Origin of the sequence: Ferruginibacter sp. (assembly GCF_049840995.1) — a bacterium.
Taxonomy (GTDB): domain Bacteria; phylum Bacteroidota; class Bacteroidia; order Chitinophagales; family Chitinophagaceae; genus Ferruginibacter.
This window is the reverse complement of sequence record NZ_JASGIP010000003.1, coordinates 824,355-843,658: the sequence shown is the minus strand read 5'-3', so window position 1 is coordinate 843,658 and position 19,304 is coordinate 824,355. Positions and strand designations below refer to the sequence as shown.

General features: G+C 43.1%; 17 protein-coding genes. 14 read left to right on the top strand and 3 right to left on the bottom strand.

Annotated elements, in window-relative coordinates:
• The first annotated feature begins 84 nt into the window (after positions 1-84).
• The 5 genes from QM738_RS05330 to QM738_RS05310 all read left to right on the top strand — a co-directional run bounded on the left by QM738_RS05330 (position 85) and on the right by QM738_RS05310 (position 3,314).
• Complete coding sequence (locus tag QM738_RS05330; RefSeq protein WP_462275640.1) at positions 85-765, top strand: hemerythrin domain-containing protein; 681 nt, start codon at positions 85-87, stop codon at positions 763-765.
• 50 nt (positions 766-815) lie between these two features.
• Positions 816-1,664, top strand: a complete 849-nt coding sequence (locus QM738_RS05325; protein WP_462275639.1) for a hypothetical protein — start codon at positions 816-818, stop codon at positions 1,662-1,664.
• A gap of 225 nt (positions 1,665-1,889) precedes the next feature.
• Entirely contained in the window at positions 1,890-2,108 is a 219-nt protein-coding gene (locus QM738_RS05320) for a hypothetical protein (protein ID WP_462275638.1), read from the top strand.
• 89 nt (positions 2,109-2,197) lie between these two features.
• A complete protein-coding gene (locus QM738_RS05315) occupies positions 2,198-2,821 on the top strand; it encodes a DUF2911 domain-containing protein (RefSeq protein ID WP_462275637.1) in 624 nt (207 codons plus the stop codon).
• Positions 2,769-3,314 (top strand): hypothetical protein, encoded by a 546-nt coding sequence (locus QM738_RS05310; protein WP_462275636.1) that lies wholly within the window; start codon positions 2,769-2,771, stop codon positions 3,312-3,314. The genes QM738_RS05315 and QM738_RS05310 overlap by 53 nt, the downstream gene beginning before the upstream one ends.
• 71 nt (positions 3,315-3,385) lie before the next feature.
• Here the strand turns inward: QM738_RS05310 and QM738_RS05305 are convergent, their stop codons facing one another.
• Positions 3,386-3,766 (bottom strand): SWIB/MDM2 domain-containing protein, encoded by a 381-nt coding sequence (locus QM738_RS05305; protein WP_462275635.1) that lies wholly within the window; start codon positions 3,764-3,766, stop codon positions 3,386-3,388.
• Between the two features lie 212 nt (positions 3,767-3,978).
• On the opposite strand from QM738_RS05305, the gene QM738_RS05300 reads away from it, so the two are divergent.
• Entirely contained in the window at positions 3,979-4,479 is a 501-nt protein-coding gene (locus QM738_RS05300) for a cupin domain-containing protein (RefSeq protein ID WP_462275634.1), read from the top strand.
• 23 nt (positions 4,480-4,502) lie between these two features.
• Here the strand turns inward: QM738_RS05300 and QM738_RS05295 are convergent, their stop codons facing one another.
• Positions 4,503-5,324, bottom strand: a complete 822-nt coding sequence (locus QM738_RS05295; protein ID WP_462275633.1) for an MBL fold metallo-hydrolase — start codon at positions 5,322-5,324, stop codon at positions 4,503-4,505.
• A gap of 447 nt (positions 5,325-5,771) precedes the next feature.
• Between QM738_RS05295 and QM738_RS05290 the strand changes: the two genes are divergently transcribed.
• Positions 5,772-6,047 carry a hypothetical protein gene (locus tag QM738_RS05290; protein WP_462275632.1) on the top strand — a complete coding sequence of 92 codons (276 nt, stop codon included), beginning with the start codon at positions 5,772-5,774 and terminating at the stop codon, positions 6,045-6,047.
• 94 nt (positions 6,048-6,141) lie between these two features.
• A complete protein-coding gene (locus QM738_RS05285; RefSeq protein WP_462275631.1) occupies positions 6,142-6,573 on the top strand; it encodes a hypothetical protein in 432 nt (143 codons plus the stop codon).
• A gap of 2 nt (positions 6,574-6,575) precedes the next feature.
• On the opposite strand, the gene QM738_RS05280 is transcribed toward QM738_RS05285, so the two are convergent.
• On the bottom strand, positions 6,576-9,470 hold the full coding sequence (locus tag QM738_RS05280; protein ID WP_462275630.1) for a ligand-binding sensor domain-containing protein: 2,895 nt from the start codon (positions 9,468-9,470) through the stop codon (positions 6,576-6,578).
• A 188-nt stretch (positions 9,471-9,658) separates the two neighbouring features.
• On the opposite strand from QM738_RS05280, the gene QM738_RS05275 reads away from it, so the two are divergent.
• The 6 genes from QM738_RS05275 to QM738_RS05250 are packed head-to-tail and all read left to right on the top strand — an operon-like array spanning position 9,659 to position 19,262.
• Positions 9,659-12,775, top strand: a complete 3,117-nt coding sequence (locus QM738_RS05275; RefSeq protein ID WP_462275629.1) for a SusC/RagA family TonB-linked outer membrane protein — start codon at positions 9,659-9,661, stop codon at positions 12,773-12,775.
• A gap of 24 nt (positions 12,776-12,799) precedes the next feature.
• Entirely contained in the window at positions 12,800-14,305 is a 1,506-nt protein-coding gene (locus QM738_RS05270) for a RagB/SusD family nutrient uptake outer membrane protein (RefSeq protein ID WP_462275628.1), read from the top strand.
• A gap of 26 nt (positions 14,306-14,331) precedes the next feature.
• Positions 14,332-16,404 carry a hypothetical protein gene (locus tag QM738_RS05265; protein WP_462275627.1) on the top strand — a complete coding sequence of 691 codons (2,073 nt, stop codon included), beginning with the start codon at positions 14,332-14,334 and terminating at the stop codon, positions 16,402-16,404.
• A 17-nt stretch (positions 16,405-16,421) separates the two neighbouring features.
• Positions 16,422-17,318, top strand: coding sequence for a PKD domain-containing protein (locus QM738_RS05260; protein ID WP_462275626.1), 897 nt, complete (start codon positions 16,422-16,424; stop codon positions 17,316-17,318).
• A 5-nt stretch (positions 17,319-17,323) separates the two neighbouring features.
• Complete coding sequence (locus QM738_RS05255) at positions 17,324-18,370, top strand: family 16 glycosylhydrolase (RefSeq protein WP_462275625.1); 1,047 nt, start codon at positions 17,324-17,326, stop codon at positions 18,368-18,370.
• A gap of 43 nt (positions 18,371-18,413) precedes the next feature.
• Positions 18,414-19,262 carry a glycoside hydrolase family 16 protein gene (locus tag QM738_RS05250; RefSeq protein WP_462275624.1) on the top strand — a complete coding sequence of 283 codons (849 nt, stop codon included), beginning with the start codon at positions 18,414-18,416 and terminating at the stop codon, positions 19,260-19,262.
• Positions 19,263-19,304 lie beyond the last annotated feature (42 nt).

The following is a 19,304-nucleotide window of genomic DNA, read 5'->3' as shown; positions in this document are numbered from 1 at the left end:
ATCAACTCATGTACTAACCGTTTCATGAACGGGTAAACGAAGCGCAAATTTGTATCAACATTCACAATCACAAAAAAATATTTTATGAACAGGTACAACATTTTTGGAGAGATACACAAAGGATTACGTGCATTACTTTATGAAACAGCTTTACTGCTGCAGCAAACAGACTTTACCAATACAGAAGAAGCAGAAAATGCGCTGGAAAGAGTGGCCCTGGTTGCCGACCTGTTTGATAAGCATGCGCATACAGAAGACACGATGATATTTAATACCATAGAACAGGCGGAGCCATCGCTGGTAACTGCTTTTGAAAAAGAGCATGAAGAAGATCATGCGCTGGGGCAGCAACTGCGTGGACTGTTAACAGCTTTTGTACACAGTGTATCGTCGGCCGATAAACATGCAGTGGGGGCAGCCATTTCGCAATCCTTTGTTCACTTTATGATATTCAACCTGCAGCACATGGCCAAGGAAGAAGATATTATCAATAAGGCTTTGTGGAAACATTATACTGATATAGAACTGCATGGCATGACACAGAAAATAGTAGCCAGTATACCACCGCAGAAGATGGCCGTATACAGCCGCTGGATGATGCGTGGACTCAGCAACAACGAGATCACCGGCTGGCTGAAGGAAGTAAAGAACAATGCACCGGATTTTGTATTTCAATCATTGATGCAGCTGGCGGGCCAGGAGCTGCATCCACAACGCTGGCAAACAGTGCAGGAAACGATCACCGAAGGAGCGATGCTGGCATAATGTTTATGTAAACAACCCGATCAATTATAACCATTTCAAACAATAACATCATGCAAAAAACATCATTGAACACATTGCTGTCAGTGCTCAGGATATTTATCATCCTGTTTATCCTGGCCATCATCAGCATGTTTATTTTTTCTTTCACTGTGAATAAAATAAACGAAGATTTTTTAAAACAACTCGGCATTTCAAAAACCGAAGCAGATAAAAAGATCACCGGCAGCATACTGGGCGGTTACCTGAATACTTACGGGGCAAAAAATGCCACCAATATAGCAGTGGGCAACCGTGGGGCAGTAACAAAAGACCTTTTGGCTTATACCAAAAATTATGTGAAGACCGAAGCGTTTAAAAAAGAATATGCTGCATTGAAGGAAAGCCACAAACCAAACGAAAATAAAGTACTGACACCGGAAGAAATGCGCCAGCAGAATATTGAAATGTATAAAAAAGCAGTAACGGATAATGAAGCCAGCGTAAAGAAAGCGGATGCCAATTTAAAACCCATCTTTCAAAAAGTACTGGATGATGCGAAGAAACAATTAAAGGACGCGGAAGATCCGAACAACAAAACCATTACCAACTATACAAAGAACTACCCGCAAATGCTGAAGTCCACACAGGATGCCTACCAGCGCAGCCTGCAGCAATGGGAAGCAGCTTATCCCACCAACCACATGTTGTTTGTAAAGCAGCGCCTGGAAAAGTTTTTGGAAGAAACCAAGGACATTGATTTTGCAGCAGAGTTGACAGTAAAGAACGGGAAGAAAATATTTGTGAATACAGTGTATGAAAAAAATAAAGGGTACTACTGGAAAATGGCATTCCGTGCAGGAAAGGAAGTAGTGGAACCGGCCAGGGCATTTATAACAGAATGGCTTAAAGAGATCAATTAACAGCGTACTCATGTTTAGTGAGGGTTTTCAGGAAGGATGGCCGGTTCAGTTTTCTGGACCGGCTTTTTTATGCGTAGAATGATATAAGTATAATGAATGAACGTATAAAATTTACCCGCAATTCATACTTGTAAAAAAACATTTGGTACAGCAGCAGCTTTTACCGCGGCGGTTTTAGTGAGAACTTTGCAGCGCAAAAAACAAAAAATTTAAAACTTTATAAAAATGGAAAAATTAAGATTCATGTTCCAGGTATTCATAGCCATCGTGGCTTTGCCTGTAATTACAATGATGGAGCTGAACCATCCTAAAAAAGACCCGGCAATGCACAACGAAATGAACGCAGAACAAGCGGTGTCTGCAGGCGGCAGCTATTTTATCATCAGCGGTAAAGCTGCAGCCGGCAACAGGATCATTTCGCTGGATAAAAGCACGGCTGAATAAATTACCACAGCTACAGCACACAGCTTCCACTCATCCTATTTTAGTATCACAACAAAGCCGATTAATATATTTTTATACAAATTACTGTTATGAAAAAAAATAAATTGATCGCAAGTATTGTTGCAATAGCTTTTTACAGCGTTTGCATGGGACAAAAATTATTATTACCAGCCGATGGCGGTAATAAAAAAGCAATGGTGAGTGAGCGCATCGGCATTACAGATGTGACCATTCATTACGACCGGCCCGCAGTTAAAGGAAGAGAAGGAAAGATATGGAACGGCCTGGTGCATGTGGGCTTTACCGATCTTGGATTCGGTACCAGCAAGGCAGCGCCCTGGAGGGCAGGCGCCAACGAGAACACCACATTTACTTTCAGCACTGATGTGATGATAGAAGGTAAAACACTGGCAAAAGGAACGTATGGATTTTTTATCGCCATGGGCAACGGCGATGCCACATTGATCTTCAGCAATAATTCCACTTCGTGGGGTTCTTTCTTTTACGATGAAAAAGAAGATGCTTTAAGAATAACGGTAAAAACGGTGCCACTAAATGAATCGGTAGAAAGACTGGAATACCAGTTCATGGATGAAAAAGATAACAGTGCAGTGGTAGCCCTGTTGTGGGAAAAATTAAAGAATACCATTCACGGTGCAGGTGGACTATGTAAAAACACAACTGGAAAGTTTCCGCAGGCAGTTAAGGAATGATGAAGGATTTGAATCAGACGCATGGGTACAGGCCGCTAACTTTTGTGTGGATCATAATACCAACCTGGAAGAAGCATTGCAATGGAGCGATTACGCCATCAATGGCGTATTTGTTGGACAAAAGAATTTTAAAACACTCAGCTGCCGCGCCAATGTATTGAATAAACTTAACCGCACTGCCGAAGCAGATACGGTAATGAAACAGGCAATGCCTTTAGCCACCATGCAGGAGCTGCATAATTATGGCCGCATGTTATTGCGCCAGAAAAAAAATGCGGCGGCGCTGGAAGCCTTTAAGCTGAATGCTCAAAAAAATCCCAACCAGTTTACCACCAATATGGGATTGATGCGTGGCTACTCTGCCAATGCAGATTATAAAAATGCAGCGAAGTATGCAAAGCTGGCATTGCCGCAAGCTCCTGATAAAGTGAATAAGGAAGCGTTGGAAAAATACATCCCTATGCTGGAGAAGGGGCAGGATGTGAATCAATAAAAAGTGAGATAGATATGCTATAAATAATAACGGGCACCTATTGGTGCCCGTTATGTTTCAACTGAAATATCTTATTTCAAATGTTTAGAAAGCAATTTCGCCATATCAAACATAGATACCTGTGCTTTACCACCAAATATTGGTTTTAATTTAGCATCAGCATTGATCATGCGTTTGTTTTTAGAATCCTGCAGTTTATTTGCTTTGATATAAACCCACAATTTTTTTACTACTTCAGTGCGGGGTAATCCTTTGCTGCCTACTACTGCTGCAAGATCAGCACTTGGTGTAAGTGGTTTCATGAATGCTGCAGAAGGTTTACGTGCAGATTTCTTTTTAGCTGCTTTTTTTGGAGCTGCTTTCTTAGCTGCTTTTTTAGGAGCCGCTTTTTTTGCTGCTTTCTTTGGAGCTGCTTTTTTAGCTGCTTTCTTCACTGTTTTTTTTGTTGCCATTTTTTAAAATTTAGAATGTTAATGAGTATTTAGTAATTAACCAGTATCAAATATAACTTATTTCCCTGCTAACAACAATGCGTTTTCGTTAAAAAAATTTCTTCTTTTTTTACTTTGTGCATAACAGGGGGATGGAGCGTAAGCCTTGGTGGTAAAGGATATGGCCCGTTTCCCCTGTATTTTGCTAACTTTCCCCAATACAAAAATGCATTATGACCACTATAGAGCAGTTGATACAGCATTATGATTTATTGCCCCATCCCGAAGGAGGATGGTATAAAGAGACTTACCGGAGCGAAGGTGCTGTCGCTTCAAATGCACTGCCAGCAAGCTTTTCAGGCGACAGGGCTTTTTGCACCGCTATTTATTTTTTACTGGACCGGGGAAATTTTTCCGCCTTTCACCGTATCAAAAGCGATGAATGCTGGCACTTTTATACAGGGGGCGCCCTGGAGATATTCGTCATTCACCCAGAGGGAAAACTGGAAATTATACGCCTGGGAAGTGATACCGCCTGTGGAGAAATATTCCAGTACGTGGTGCCCGCTCATTGCTGGTTTGCAAGCCGGCCGGCTGCCGGAACCGCTTTTTCCCTCGTGGGATGCACCGTTTCACCGGGTTTTGACTTTGAAGATTTTGAACTGGCCAATGCAGCCGCATTGGTAAAAACCTATCCGCAGCATGAAGTATTGATAAAGGAATTGTGCAGGTAAATGCAAGTACAATAAATAAAATACTATTGAAATAATGCCAGCTGTAATGGCTTTAGCAAACGGAAACTTTCTCCCTCTCCACCAGAAGTAATGGTATATACATCAGTAGCTGTATAGCGGGATGCAACAACAACTTCAATAGCTCCCGCATGCGTATGGAATAATTTTTCTGCCAGTTCCGGCGTATTATTTTCTTTAGATAAATGCGACAATAAAAGATGCGTCATAAAAGGCGGGCGGTGCTGTATGAACAATTCCAGCGCCTGCTTATTGGATAAATGCCCCTCGCCACCACGGATGCGGTTCTTTAAGTGTATTGGATAGCGACCGTTCTCCAGCATATCCTCATCATAATTGGCTTCTAAAAAAACAGCATGGCATTGTTTAAAATAATGCAGCACGTTCTCGCAGGCAATACCAATATCGGTAAATACACCTACCGTGGTATTGTTATAACTGATGATGAAACTATGCGGATCAGCAGCATCATGCTGTTTGGCAAATGCAGTTACCAAAAGTTCACCTACTGCTATCGGTTCATTGGCTTTAAAAGAACGTGAAAGATGCCCGATCAATCTTGGGCCATGCTTTGCCGTTAGTTGCGTAATATAAACCGGTAAACTGTATTTATGCGCCAATGTTGAAACGCCTTTGATATGATCGGTATGTTCGTGCGATATAAAAATAGCTTTCACTTTTTTTATATCCAGGCCCAGTTGTTTCATCCGCTTCTCTGTTTCGCGGCAGGAAATACCCACGTCTACCAGCACAGCCTCGTTGCTGTTACCGATATAATAACAGTTGCCGTTGCTGCCCGAATTTAAAGATGTAATGAATAATGACATGCGAAATACAAAGAAAACCCTTTTTACTGGTATGATAACGGGGTGATTTGTAATTTTTTGACAAAAAAAACCTAATATATAACTGGCATTAGTAAATGTACGAGGGGCATCTACGCCGTATTTTTTTATTGCAAGATTTATGCACAAACCTTGTATTTATAAAATATCATTTGTATTTTTATACCAGCTTACGAAACTCTGAAAACCTTTATCTTTCCTGATCAACCCGTATCCAATTCCCAAAGTTTAAACCTTGTTATTTCCTATCCTCTGAACAGCTAACGCTATTTAGGAATTATGTATTGCAACTTTTTCCTGGGTAGATTTTAGATCCGGTTCCCTATTGTTACACCTGTCCTGAAAAAACCAAGTGTACGGATCATTGTATGCAAAATGCAATGGACCTGCAACAGACGGTAACAATTATCTAAACCTAAAATTTACGTTATGGAAACTTTTTACACTGCTTACACCAAATTGCTTGACTACAAGACTTATTTTTTTGTAAAGAAATTTACTGCATTCCCTGAATTTAAAGATGTATCACCTGTGCTGGAATCTTATGGCATGCATACCGATTTTGATAAAGCATGCAGCATTGCCGGCCTTACTGACCCTGCTATTAAAGAACAGCTTTTACAGCAGGCGGAAGAAAATATACAGCGCGGCAGGATCGTTGAACTTACACCGGTAAGTTTTGCAGGCCAGAGCATTGCAGGATAAGGATTGTTTTGTTTTAATTTTAATAGGTAAAGCCTTCCGTTAACAACGGCAAGGCTTTTTTATTTAAGTATCTTGCAGCTTTCGCACCATCATTATGCAAAGAAAAAAACCGGATGTGGATGTGATACTGGATATACTGGAAGCAACCCTTGCAGCAAAACCTGCATCCACCTTTACTGCCAGCCTGCTGCAGCAATACCGCGAAAGGGGCGGCCTCAGCAAAAAGCAATTGGAAGGACTGTATAACAAAGCATCTAAAGTGCCCGCTGTTACAGAAACCAAGCTGGCTACGCTGGAAGCTATTATTTTAAAAAAACATACCCGCCATCGTTCGCCCTTGCCACAGGCTACCCCACTTTTTACAAAGGATGAAGAAGCCGGTAATTTGATCAATGCTATACTGGAAAAATACCCGCAGCATAAACGGGTGTTGTTCTTTAAAGCCAATTACGATAACAACAAACCCATTTCAGTAACCGAAAAAGAAGAGCTGAAAAGGTTTCATAAACTGCTGATCGAAAAATAGCATCAGGAATGTGTGTTATTGACATCAATCAGGTAATCGAAGAGATTGGTCTCCGAGGGGATGCCCAGTTTTTTACGCAGGCGGTAGCGGCTTATCTCCACACCTCTTACAGAAATACTCATCAGCTGTGCAATTTCCTTGGTGGAAAGATTCATTCTTAAATAAGCGCAAAGCTTCAGTTCATTATTAGTGATATTGGGATGTTTTTCTTTTAACCCGCTTACAAAATCGCTGTGTACCTTATCAAAATGCTTGGTAAAGTTCTCCCACTCCTTATCAATATTGTCATCTTCGCTCAGCGTCTTGATCATTTTCTTTAACTCAGCCGCCGCTTCAGGATTGTCGAAGCTTTTCATCACCTGCGCCAGCTCTGCTTTTATTTTGGTAAGCAGTTCTCCTTTTTTAACCAGGTGCATGGCAGAAGAAGCCAGTTCAGAATTTTTAAAGTTGATCTCTGCTTCCAGTTTTTCATTGCGCAAAGCCACCAGCTCGCTTTCGGTCTTGCTCAGTTCCAATTCGTGTATGTAGGATAATTTTTTCTGTTCTTCTTCATGCTTTTGCCTTTGCAGCCTGAACTTTTTCTGTTGCCATTTATACAAAGCAAATAAACCGGCGGCCAGTATCAGCAGGTAAAGAATAGTAGCCCAGGTGGTTTGATACCAGGGCGGCAGTATCTTAAAAGAATACACAGCCGCAGCAGATTCATTGCCCAGGTTGCTTCTTACTTTTACTTCAAACGAATAAGTGCCCGCGGGTAAGTTGGTGTATTCCTTTTCTGTTCTTTTCGTCCACTCGTTCCAGTTATCATCAAACCCTTTCAGCCGGTAGCTGTATTCCAGGTTGCTCTGGTACCCAAACAAGGAGGAAGAAAATTCAAACCGGATCGTTTTCCAACCGTCTTTTACCTGTGGAACAGCAGTAGCGGGCTGCACCTGTTTTTCATTTACAGCCGCAAAGTAACCGCCGAACAATACGCTGTCTGTTTTACTAATCACCCTTACATTTCTTATCTGCACCTGCAGCTCGGGTTGTGTTTTTTTATATTTTTCGTAATTGATATGAAAGAAACCTTTTTCTCCTCCTAAAAAGATATTATTGTTATCAACCGGGTAGATGAACTCAAAACCACTCAGCATTTTATTGCTCAGCTCGGGCATATAAATAATGGCTGGTTCTTTGGCAGAAAGATCGATAACGCCCAATGTTTTTTCGTGAATGAACCACACATTGCCCTGTGTATCTTCTTTAAGATAGCGGATGCTCTGGTTGCCCAGTAATTTATTATAAAATGCCACCGGTTCAAAACTATCCTTATCACGGTTGTATTGATACACCCCTTTTTCTGACGCCACCACCACTTCGTTCTTGATCTTATAAATATGATTATTCAACGTGGAAGGCAAACCATTCTTATCTGTATAAAGAATGATCTTATAAGTACCCTCTGCATTTTTACTGATGCGGTACACACCATGATAAGGATGCGACACCCATGTATTATCATATTTATCCAGCGCTACAAACCTGGATGATTCTTCAAAGCCCGGCACTTTACCCGACTGTACAAAATGCCCGTTCACATAATCAAAAAAGAAAAGCCCTTTATAATTACCTGATATCACCTGCGGCGTAGGAAAGGTAGCCGACATAGGAACAAAATTCCAGAAACCGGGATTGGAGGATACGGCTGTAGCAGTATTGTTGTTGATCACAAAAGCGCCATCATGATTACCCAGTAATAACTGGTCGTTTATCTCCGTAAGGCGCCAGGTTTGTGACTTGGTATTATTCACCGGTAAAAAATTGCCTTTGCTGAAACTCAGGTCCTTCATGGGTTGCAGCTCCACGCTGAACAAACCATTGGTGGTGCCGGCAAACAAACGGTTCTTATAAATAATAGCAGTATAACCCGATCCATCCTGGAAAGGATTTACCTGCTTGATAGCGCTGTTGTAAGCAATAAAATCAATTCCATTATCGAGGCCCAGCCAAAGATTACTTTGCTTATCTAAAAAAATACTGAGCACATTATTATTCTGCAGACCTTCCTTATTGGTAAAGCTTTGTACAATATTGCCTTTCAGATCGATGATGTACACACCACCGTTATTCGTAGCCAGTGCCACCCATTCGTTATTAATAGTAGTGGCCGAGTATACCCTTTCGCTTTGAAAAAGCGGGTTGTTGGCCGTAGGCAATTGTGTGATGCTGCTGTTGGAAAGAATGAACAGCCCGTCTTTTAAAGTGGCGATCAATGCCGTATCAGGTGCAATGGAAACAATGCCTGTAACAGGATCACTGAGCGGGAAAGAACTCTTAACAGGCAGCGGCGACCAGGCATCGTTTTCAAAACCCATTAAGCCCACTTTATGATCATGCGCATATAAATGGCCATTGCAGGCGCCTAAAAAACTCCATTCCAGCGGTGCGTAATAGGTCTCCACCGATTCGTCGGTGAATTTGAATATCTTATTAGTGGACCGGAAAAAAACACTGCTGTTATAAGATACAATATCCCATACATCGCCAAAGGTCTTATCCTTTGCAGGAATAAAAGGAGTGAGTGAATGATACTGCAGTTGCCCGTTCTTACCCGGCGCAAAATAACCCAGCTCATCCTGGCCACCCACATAAATTTTGCTATCAGCACCTATCTCAACTGAGCGTACGATCGTCTTGTTGGGTAATGGATACAGGTTCCAGTTGCGGCCATCATAAGTAAGCAGCCCCTCATTATTGGCGACATAAATAATACCGTTCTTATCCTGCCGTATATCCCAGTTTTGCAGGCCGGCGCTGTAGGTTTGTTTGGAATAATTGATCACATCGGGCAGCCCGATCGTGTTTTGGCAATAGGCGCCCAGTGGTAGTAGAATAAGGAGCAGCAGTTTTTTCATATCTGCAGTGGCAATTGTGTGGTGAAGGTATATAAAAAATTGTGATGTAGTATTGATGTAGTATAAATGGATTAAAAATCAAGCAATTAGATTTTGTGATGTAGTAATGTTGTGGCTGTTTATTTCTTATTTGTAGGGGCGATGGATACTTTTACTTTCAATTAAATCATTACCAAAAACGATTGCTTATGAAATTAAAAGTCACATTGCTGTGCTTTGGCATCCTTTTCTGCTGTTTTCTGCAGCAGGCCATAGCACAAAATATTTCCACCTCCGGAAAAGTAAGAAACAAGGCCACCGGCGAGCCGCTTGCGGGCGCCACCGTACTGGTGCAGGGCACCACTTCCACCACGCAGACAGATGCCAACGGTAACTTTACCATCAGCGCAGCAAAAGGAGCCACGCTGGTGATCAGCTATACCGGTATGGATGCTGTTCGCTACAAAGTAACCGGCATTGGCGCCATGGATATACAGATGGAAGATGCCAACCGCACCATGAATGAAGTAGTGGTGGTAGGTTATGGTGTTCAAAAAGTAACCAAGGTATCCGGTGCCATATCTACCGTAAAAGCAGCCGATATAGAAAAGCTGAAACCAGCCAGGGCCGAAGAAGCTTTACAGGGAAGAGCATCGGGTGTTACCGTGATCTCTCCCGGTACACCAGGCGCAAAGCCTACCGTACTGGTAAGGGGTATACCATCCTTTTCGGGTACCGACCCTGTGGTGATCATTGATGGTGTGCCACAAACACTCACCGATTTTAATTCTATCAGTGCTTCCGATATTGAATCCATCAACGTATTGAAAGATGCCGCCACTACTGCCATCTATGGTGTAAAAGGCGGTAACGGGGTGATCGTGGTTACTACCAAATCGGGCAGAAAAAATCAAAGAACAGAAATAACTGTCAGTGGCAACTACGGCATGCAGGAAGTGGCCAAAAAGATCGGTGTATTGAATGCTACAGAATATGCAGCCATCATCAACGAAGGAAGTACCACTGCGGGCGGTGGGGTAATATTCCCCGACCTTTCAAAAATAGGTGTGGGCACCAACTGGCAGGACCAGGTATTTGAAAATGCCTCATTACAATCACATACCGTATCTGCAAGGGGCGGTAGCGATAAGGTCACTTATTTTTTATCAGGCGCTTATCTTAACCAGGGTGGTATTGTAGGCGGCAATGATAAATCAGTTTTTAACAGGGGAACCTTTACAGCCAATCTTAATTTCGATCTCACCTCCCGCTTAAAATTCATTGTGAATACCACTGGTGTACTGCTGAACGGCAGGGGTATACAGGAAAACTCTTTCAACAGCATCATCGGCAGTGCCTTGAACTTTGATCCTACAGTGCCGGTATATAATAACACACCGAATACCGTGGGAAAATATGGTTTCAGTAATTTACTGCTGTCGGAAATATATAACCCGCTTACCAAGCTGGATAATACCTATAATAAGAACAACGGCAATAAATTATACGGCAAATTCGAGTTCCAGTACGATGTAGTGAAAAATATAAAATTAACTACCCGTTTCGGATACACGAAATATGACGGCAATTCCAAAAGCTTTAACCCGCTGGTATTTTACGGGCTGAACAACGTGGATAATTCCATGAACGCAGATGGTTCTACCGTTACGGGCAAGCACAACAGTGTATCGCACGAAAAAGCCAGCAACTTTAATTATACCTGGGAAAGTTTTGCCAACTACAATTTTAAAGTAAAACAGGATCACAATTTTGAGACCGTGATCGGTTTCTCTATCGCTAAAACATCGGGCAATGCAGCAGGTGCCAGCAGGCAGGATGTACCTTTCAACTCCTGGGATTTTGCTGATTTTAACGCGGCTACCGGTACCAACTCGGCTACCAATACCAATGCACTCAGCGGATACTATTACCAATACTTCAGGAAAAACCTTTCTTATTTTGCAAGGGTTAACTACGATTACCAGGATAAATACCTTGCTTCCTTTACTGCACGCCGCGATGGATCGTATGCGTTTGGTATCAAAAATAAATATGCCAACTTCTTCTCCGGCTCATTGGGCTGGGTGGTTACCAAAGAAGATTTCTTTCATTCAGAATTCATTGATTATTTAAAAATAAGGGGCAGTTACGGCTCTATCGGTAATGAGAACGTAGATCCACAGTTTGTAAGTATCGTAACCGGCGGACCCAGCTACGGAGCCACAGCTAACAGCAACGGGTACACGTTCAATAATGTATTTTACTCCGGCGCTACAGTTGGTTCTGCAGCCAACGACGCTTTAAGGTGGGAAAAACAACTGCAATCCAATGTGGGGTTTGATATGACCTTTTACAAAAAGAAATTTACTTTAACTGCAGATTATTTCCAGAAAAAAGTAGATGGTTTATTGTTCACGCCTTCTGCATCACTTTACCTCGGTACAGTGCCTATCCCTACTGCTAATATCGGTGCTACCAAAAGCAGTGGTATCGATCTTACACTGGGTTACAACGAGATCATCAACCGCAATATCAAACTGAGCACTTCCTTAACTTTTACAACTGCTAAAAACCAGGTTACTGCCACCAACGATGATGGCACTGCAAGGATACTGGGCGGTAGCTATTTCAATGGTCAGTCGCAAACAGTGACCGTATTTGAAAAAGGACAGACACCGGGTTATTTCTATGGCTACAAAACAGACGGTTTGTTTCAGACTGCTGCAGATGTAACTAAAGGAGCCACACAAACAGGCGCACAACCGGGCGATATCCGCTTTGTGGATGTAAATAAAGATGGTGTGATCAATGCTTCCGATCAAACCAAGATCGGCGATCCCTTCCCCGATTTTACTATGGGCTGGAACCTGAACATTGAGTACAAAAATTTTGATTTTTCTGCATTCACCTATGCATCTGTAGGCAATGATATTTACAGGGCTTACGAAAGAAATGCCAACTACTCTAATAAATTCAGGGCAGTACTGGCAAGATGGACCGGGGCCGGCAGCACCAACGATGCAAGGAACCCAAGGTATTCTTTCACTGATGCCAACAGCAATATCAGGGTATCTGACCGCTACGTGGAAGATGGTTCTTTTGTAAAGATCAAGAACATACAGCTGGGTTATACATTCCCTTCAACCATGACGAAAAAGATATTGAGCAAACTGCGGATCTATGCACAGGTTAAAAATGCGTACACCTTCACCAAGTACTCTGGTTTCGATCCGGAAATTTCCGGTGGTATACTGGATACCGGTATTGACCGTGGCGCTTATCCACAGGCAAGGACCTATGCAGTAGGTATCGACATCAGACTATAATTTTTAAATAAAAATATTTATACAATGAAGAGCATAAAAATATTCAGCCTGGTTGTTTTGATGGCCTCGCTGGCATCCTGTAAAAAATGGATCGATTATAATCCGCACGATGAATACAAGATCACCGACCTGGATTATTTGAAATCCGAGAGCGATTACCGTACGATGGAAGTGAGTGTATATACACCGCTGCAATGGCTGAACCAGGCCGTACCGGTGGGAGATATTGCATCGGATAACGCGGTGAGCGGCGGCGAAAATGCTTCCGATGTATTATCGCTGCAACAGATTGACGATTATACACACACACCAGTAAACTCCACACTTACTGAATTGTGGCAGGCCGCATACGAAGGCATTAACAGGGCCAATTACATGACACAGTATAAGGACCAGAACAAAGCAGGCGAAACGGTGAATTTTACCGGCAAGGATGCTTTGTATGGCGAGATCTACTTCTTACGTGCGTACTATTATTTTCACCTGGTAAGATTTTTTGGAGATGTGCCGCTCTTTACTGATAAAAGATTGGGACTGGATGAATCCAAAACATTGAAAAGATCACCTAAAGCGGATGTGTACAAACAAATTGAAGCAGACCTGAACAGTGCGATAGCAGTATTACCGATCACCAATATTGAAAAAGGCCGTGTAACCAAGTATGCTGCACAAGCATTACTGGGCAAAGTGTTGCTGTACGAAAATAAATTTGATGCAGCAGCTGCCATGCTGGAAAACGTAGTGAACGGTCCTTTTACACTGGTACCTGATTTTGCAGGTATGTTCTTAGCCACCGGCGAAAATGGTACCGAGTCTGTTTTCGAGATACAATATTCCAACACATCACCTTATTACAATTGGGGCGGTGTAACAAGGGGCCAGGGCAACTATGCAGTACAGCAATGCGGTATCAGGGGATTGAACGGTTCGGCTGCGATGCCTTATTCTGCCGGCTGGAGCACTAACCTGCCTACTGCCAACTTAGCCAACGCCTATACGGCGGGGGATATACGAAAAGCAGCTACTATACTGGATATAGAAGCGTATAAAACTGCCAATCCATCTTTCGGTATCACTTACCAGGTAGCGCCTTATAAAAATACCGGGCTGTACAATCAAAAATACCTGCCACGCAAAGGCGAAACATCCGGCCAGGTGGAATTAAATTACCTGAATAATTACAGGACCATCCGCTATGCTGATGTATTACTGATGGCTGCAGAAGCGAATAACAGGGCCACCACACCCAATGATACCAAGGCACAATTGTACCTGAACAAAGTGCGCCGCCGTGCATTTGCAGTGAATGATGCCAGCAAAGATATCACAGCAACCGGCGCTACATTGAAGCAGGCCATCTGGGATGAAAGAAGGCTGGAACTGGCGATGGAAGGCGATCGCTTTTTTGATTTGGTAAGGACCGGGCAAACATCCAAGATCACTGGTTTTGTTACGGGCAAACACGAAGTGTTCCCGATACCACAACAGGAAATAAATATTTCAGGCCTTACACAAAACCCCGGTTATTAATCATTCACCAATAAAATTTAACGATCATGAAAATATTGAAATATTTTTTAGCCATCAGTTTTTTACTGGCAATGACGGTAAGTTGTACCAAGGAAAAAACAGATGACCTTTCTTCGTTGGCAACCGACCAGGCGCCGGATAAATTATCTGCCTTGTTTGACATTACGCAGGATAACACCGGGCTTGTTACCATTACACCCAATGGCGAAGGACTTTCTTTCTACGAAATATATTATGGCGATGCCACCACCACACCGGCAAAAGTGTTGCCTGGTAAGAATACACAGCATGTATATGCAGAAGGCATTTATAATGTAAAGATCGTGGGACACAGCATCACCGGTAAAATAACCGAAACAACCAAGCAGCTCACGGTATCATTCAGGGCGCCGGAAAATCTTGATTTTACCATTACGGTAGACCCTGCCAATAATTTTAAAATAAGTGTAAAGGCATCGGCTTTATACGAAACACTGTTTAAAGTTTATTTTGGTGATGTACCTAATGAAGTGCCGGTATCATTTTTAGAAGGCGACGTGGTATCGCATACTTATGCAGCTGTAGGCACATACTCTGTAAAAGTGGTGGCACTCAGCGGTGGCGCTGCCACTACGCAGTTGATAAAAACGGTTACCATTGTTGATCCGATATTATTACCAATAACATTTGAATCCACCACTATCAACTATGCGTTCAACAATTTTGACGGCGGTGCGGTTACGGTTATTGCCAACCCGCAATCGAATGGCATTAACACCAGCGCTAAAGTAGGTAAGATGGTAAAGAACCCGGGACAGACATGGGGCGGCAGCTGGATCGGCTTAAGCGGCAATATCGATTTTTCTGCCAACAAAGTTTTCCGGATGAAAGTGTTTTCACCAAGGGTAGGCGCCAAAGTTTTATTGAAAGTGGAAAATGCTGCGAACACTGCATTGAGTTATGAAAAAGAAACACTCACTACGGTAGCCAATGCATGGGAAGACCTGGTATTCAATTACAGTGCAGTAAATACAGCCAACACTTACCAGCATATCGTACTCATTTTTGATAATGGCACCATGGGTGACGGTTCGGCGAATTTTACATTCCTGTTTGATGATATAAGGCTTACCAATACATTGCCGGCAGCGCAGATCAATTTACCGGTTACATTCGATGATCCTTCTGTGAACTATACGGTAACTGATTTTGGCGGTAATGCTACTGTTGATGCAGTGGACCCTGGTAATGCTGCCAATAAAGTAAAGAAGACCACTAAAACAAACGGTGCACAAACATGGGCCGGTACATCAATCGGTACACCGCTGGGCTTTGCATCACCGGTGCCTTTTACAGCTACTGCAAAACAAATGTCTGTAAGAGTGTATTCACCGGCAATAGGTTTACCGGTAAGATTGAAGGTGGAAGATCATTTGAACAGCACCCATTCGGTAGAAACAGAAAAGAACACCACCGTTGCCAATGCATGGGAAACGATCGTGTTTGATTTTGCGAATCCTGCATCGGGCACACCCGCAATGAACCTGGCTTATACGTACGATTTGGCTTCTATCTTCTTTGATTTTAATACTGCAGGCAATGGAAAAATATTCTATTGGGATGATGTAAAATTTGCACCACCGGCCGCAGTGCTGGCACCGCCGATAGATTTTGAATCCACCACGCTGGCATATACATTTACGAATTTCGATGGAGGTGTTGCTACTGTTATTGCTAACCCGCAGGTAAACGGTATCAATACCAGCGCTAAGGTGGGTAAAATGGTAAAGGGTGCAGGACAAACCTGGGGCGGCAGTTACCTTACCATGGGCAACCCGCTGGATTTTTCAGTGACCAAAACATTTAAAATAAAAGTGTACTCTCCAAGAGTGGGTGCCAAAGTGTTGCTGAAAGTAGAGAACCTTACCAATGGTGGTATCAGTTACGAAAAAGAAGTAAGCACTACTGTTGCCAATGCATGGGAACTGCTCACGTTCGACTACAGCGCTATTAATACTGCTAACAGTTACCAGAAGATCGTTCTGATATTCGACAACGGTACCATGGGAGACGGCAGCGCCAACTTTACTTTCTATTTTGATGACATAACACTCAATTAATTTTAAAAATAAAATTTATGATCACTAAAATAAAATCATTCATCATAGTCTTTCTTGCAATGGGCATATTGTTTACTGCCTGTAAGAAAACGGAATACTCACTGGGAGACCTTAAAGCGCCTACAGGGCTTACATTAACAACTGTCATTGCAGGTTTGGATGCGTCGAACCCTAATGGTAACGGATCCGGCCAGGTTGCAATAACCACCACCGCTTCCAACGCCATCACTTACAACATTGATTTTGGCGATGGCAAAACACAGGTAGTGCCTTCAGGCATCATCAATTACAAATACAGTAACCCCGGCACTTACGATTATACCATCACGGTAAATGCCATCGGTACAGCCGGTATCATTTCATCTATCAGTAAAAAGATCAGGGTGTTCGTTGCATTTGTAATTCCTTCCGCCATCCTGCAATCACTTACCAATGGTACATCCAAAGTATGGGTGACCGATAAAGATGCGAACGGGCATTTTGGAGTAGGTCCCAACGACCAGTTCTCTCCCATCTGGTATGCTGCACCGCCTAATACAAGAGAGGCCTGCGCTTACAATGATGAGATCACTTTTTCAAAAGATGCCAGCGATAACGTATTTATGTCAGTAGATAATAAAGGCGAAAGCTTTTCTATTGGTGCTGCCACTGCATTTTATGGTGTGAGTGGCGGAGATGGTTGCTATGCCATCAGCACCGGGGGCAATAAAAAACTCGCATTTATGGATGCTACATCGGCTTCCACACCTGCTGTATCCACCCGTATACAGTTTGTTGTACCGGGTAATGGCATCATTAACTTTGGAACAGGAGGCACCACGTACGAAATACTGTCGATAACTTCCACCAGTATGCACATACGCAATATAGGCGCCGACGGTAATGCATGGTATCAAAAATTAAAAATGAAATAAGCTATATGAATTACGTAAAAAATTCCACGGTTTTGCTGCTGATGTTCCTCGTGTTTTCCAGTTGTAAAAAAAGCAGCTCCAGCAGCGGGCCTTCGCAAACAGCGCCTACCGACCTGGTGGTAACCGCCAATGTAAGCACAAATGGCAGCGGTAATGTAACTTTTACCGCCACTGCCAACAATGCAGTAAACTTTGGCTATGAATTTGGTGATGGCGGCATCGCCAGCGCACCCACCGGCAGCACCACGTATAAATATACTTTGGTAGGCAATAACACTTATACAGTAACGGTAACGGCTACCAGTAGTTCGGGCGGCACACTTAAAAAATCCATACAGGTAACAGTTAACGTGGTGGCAGGCACACCCGGGCTGGTATGGTCCGACGAGTTTAATGTGGATGGAGCCCCCGACCCCACTAAATGGGGTTACGACCTGGGCGCAGGCGGCTGGGGCAATAATGAAGCGCAATACTATACCAGCAGGCCCGAGAACGCTGTTGTGATCAATGGTGTATTGAAGATCACTTTAAAGAAAGAAAGCTATAGCGGCAGCAATTATACCTCTGCAAGGCTGCTCACCAAAGACAAGTTCTCTTTTAAATACGGCAAGATAGAGATCAGGGCAAAACTGCCTTCGGGCGGTGGTACCTGGCCGGCCATCTGGACGCTGGGTAGCAATATCAACACCACACCATGGCCTGCCTGCGGCGAAATGGATATTATGGAACACAAGGGCAATGAGCTGAACAAGATCTATGGTACACTGCACCATCCCGGCCACTCCGGTGGTAACGGTGATGGTAGTACGCTGGTCATCAGCAATGCCAGCACCGAATTCCATAATTATATCCTGGAATGGTCTGCCAGCACTATCAAGTTATCCGTGGATTCACAAGTGTTCTTCACCTTTGCCAACAATGCCAGCCTGCCGTTCAATCAAAACTTTTTTGTGATACTGAACGTGGCCATGGGCGGCACTTTTGGCGGTGCAATAGATCCGGCATTTACAAGCGGCACTATGGAAGTGGACTATGTAAGAGTGTATCAATAATCAAAACAGTGGGGATCAAAGTGAGCCCTGTAAAATAATTTAAATGAAAAATCAACACACAAAAATCCTCTTTGTGCTGTTATCAACGGTGTTGTTGATAGCATTCACCAATAAGAAAAAAACAACAACCCCGGCCGCTGCTGCAACACCAATAAAGGATAAGCATTGGCGTTTTGAAAAAAAACCGGTTTGGCAGGATGACTTTTCTTCTGGTAAGATAGATCCCGCCAAATGGACCTTCGAAACGGGCGGCAGTGGCTGGGGTAATAATGAACTGCAGTATTATACGGATGGTCCTAATTCTGTAGTGAAAGACGGAAACCTGGTTATCACGGCAAAAAAGGAAAAATTTTCCACCAATGACTACACTTCCTCCCGCATGGTTACCAAGGGTAAAGGCGATTGGTTGTACGGCCGCTTTGAAGTTAGGGCCAAACTGCCCAAGGGCAAAGGCACCTGGCCTGCTATCTGGATGTTATCAAGCGATGACAGTTATGGCGGCTGGCCTGCATCAGGCGAGATCGACATTATGGAGCATGTAGGTTTTGACCAGGATAATATTCACAGCACCGTGCATACTTCGGCGTATAACCACATGAAGGGCACCCAAAAAACTGCCACTAAAATAGTGACAGGCGCTTCGGATGATTTTCATGTGTACCGTATCGACTGGACACCTTATGCCATCAGGGGCTTTATTGATAACAGCCAGTATTTTGAATTTGTGAATGAAGGCAATGCTTTTGAAAGCTGGCCATTCAATAAAAGGTTCCACCTTATTTTAAATGTAGCTGTAGGCGGTAACTGGGGTGGTGCAAAGGGTGTTGACTCAGACGCTTTTCCTACCAGCATGGTGGTGGACTATGTAAAAGTTTATAAAATGATTGAGTAGATAGCAGTACTCAATTTGCAGTTGGTTTATTTTGTAATATAG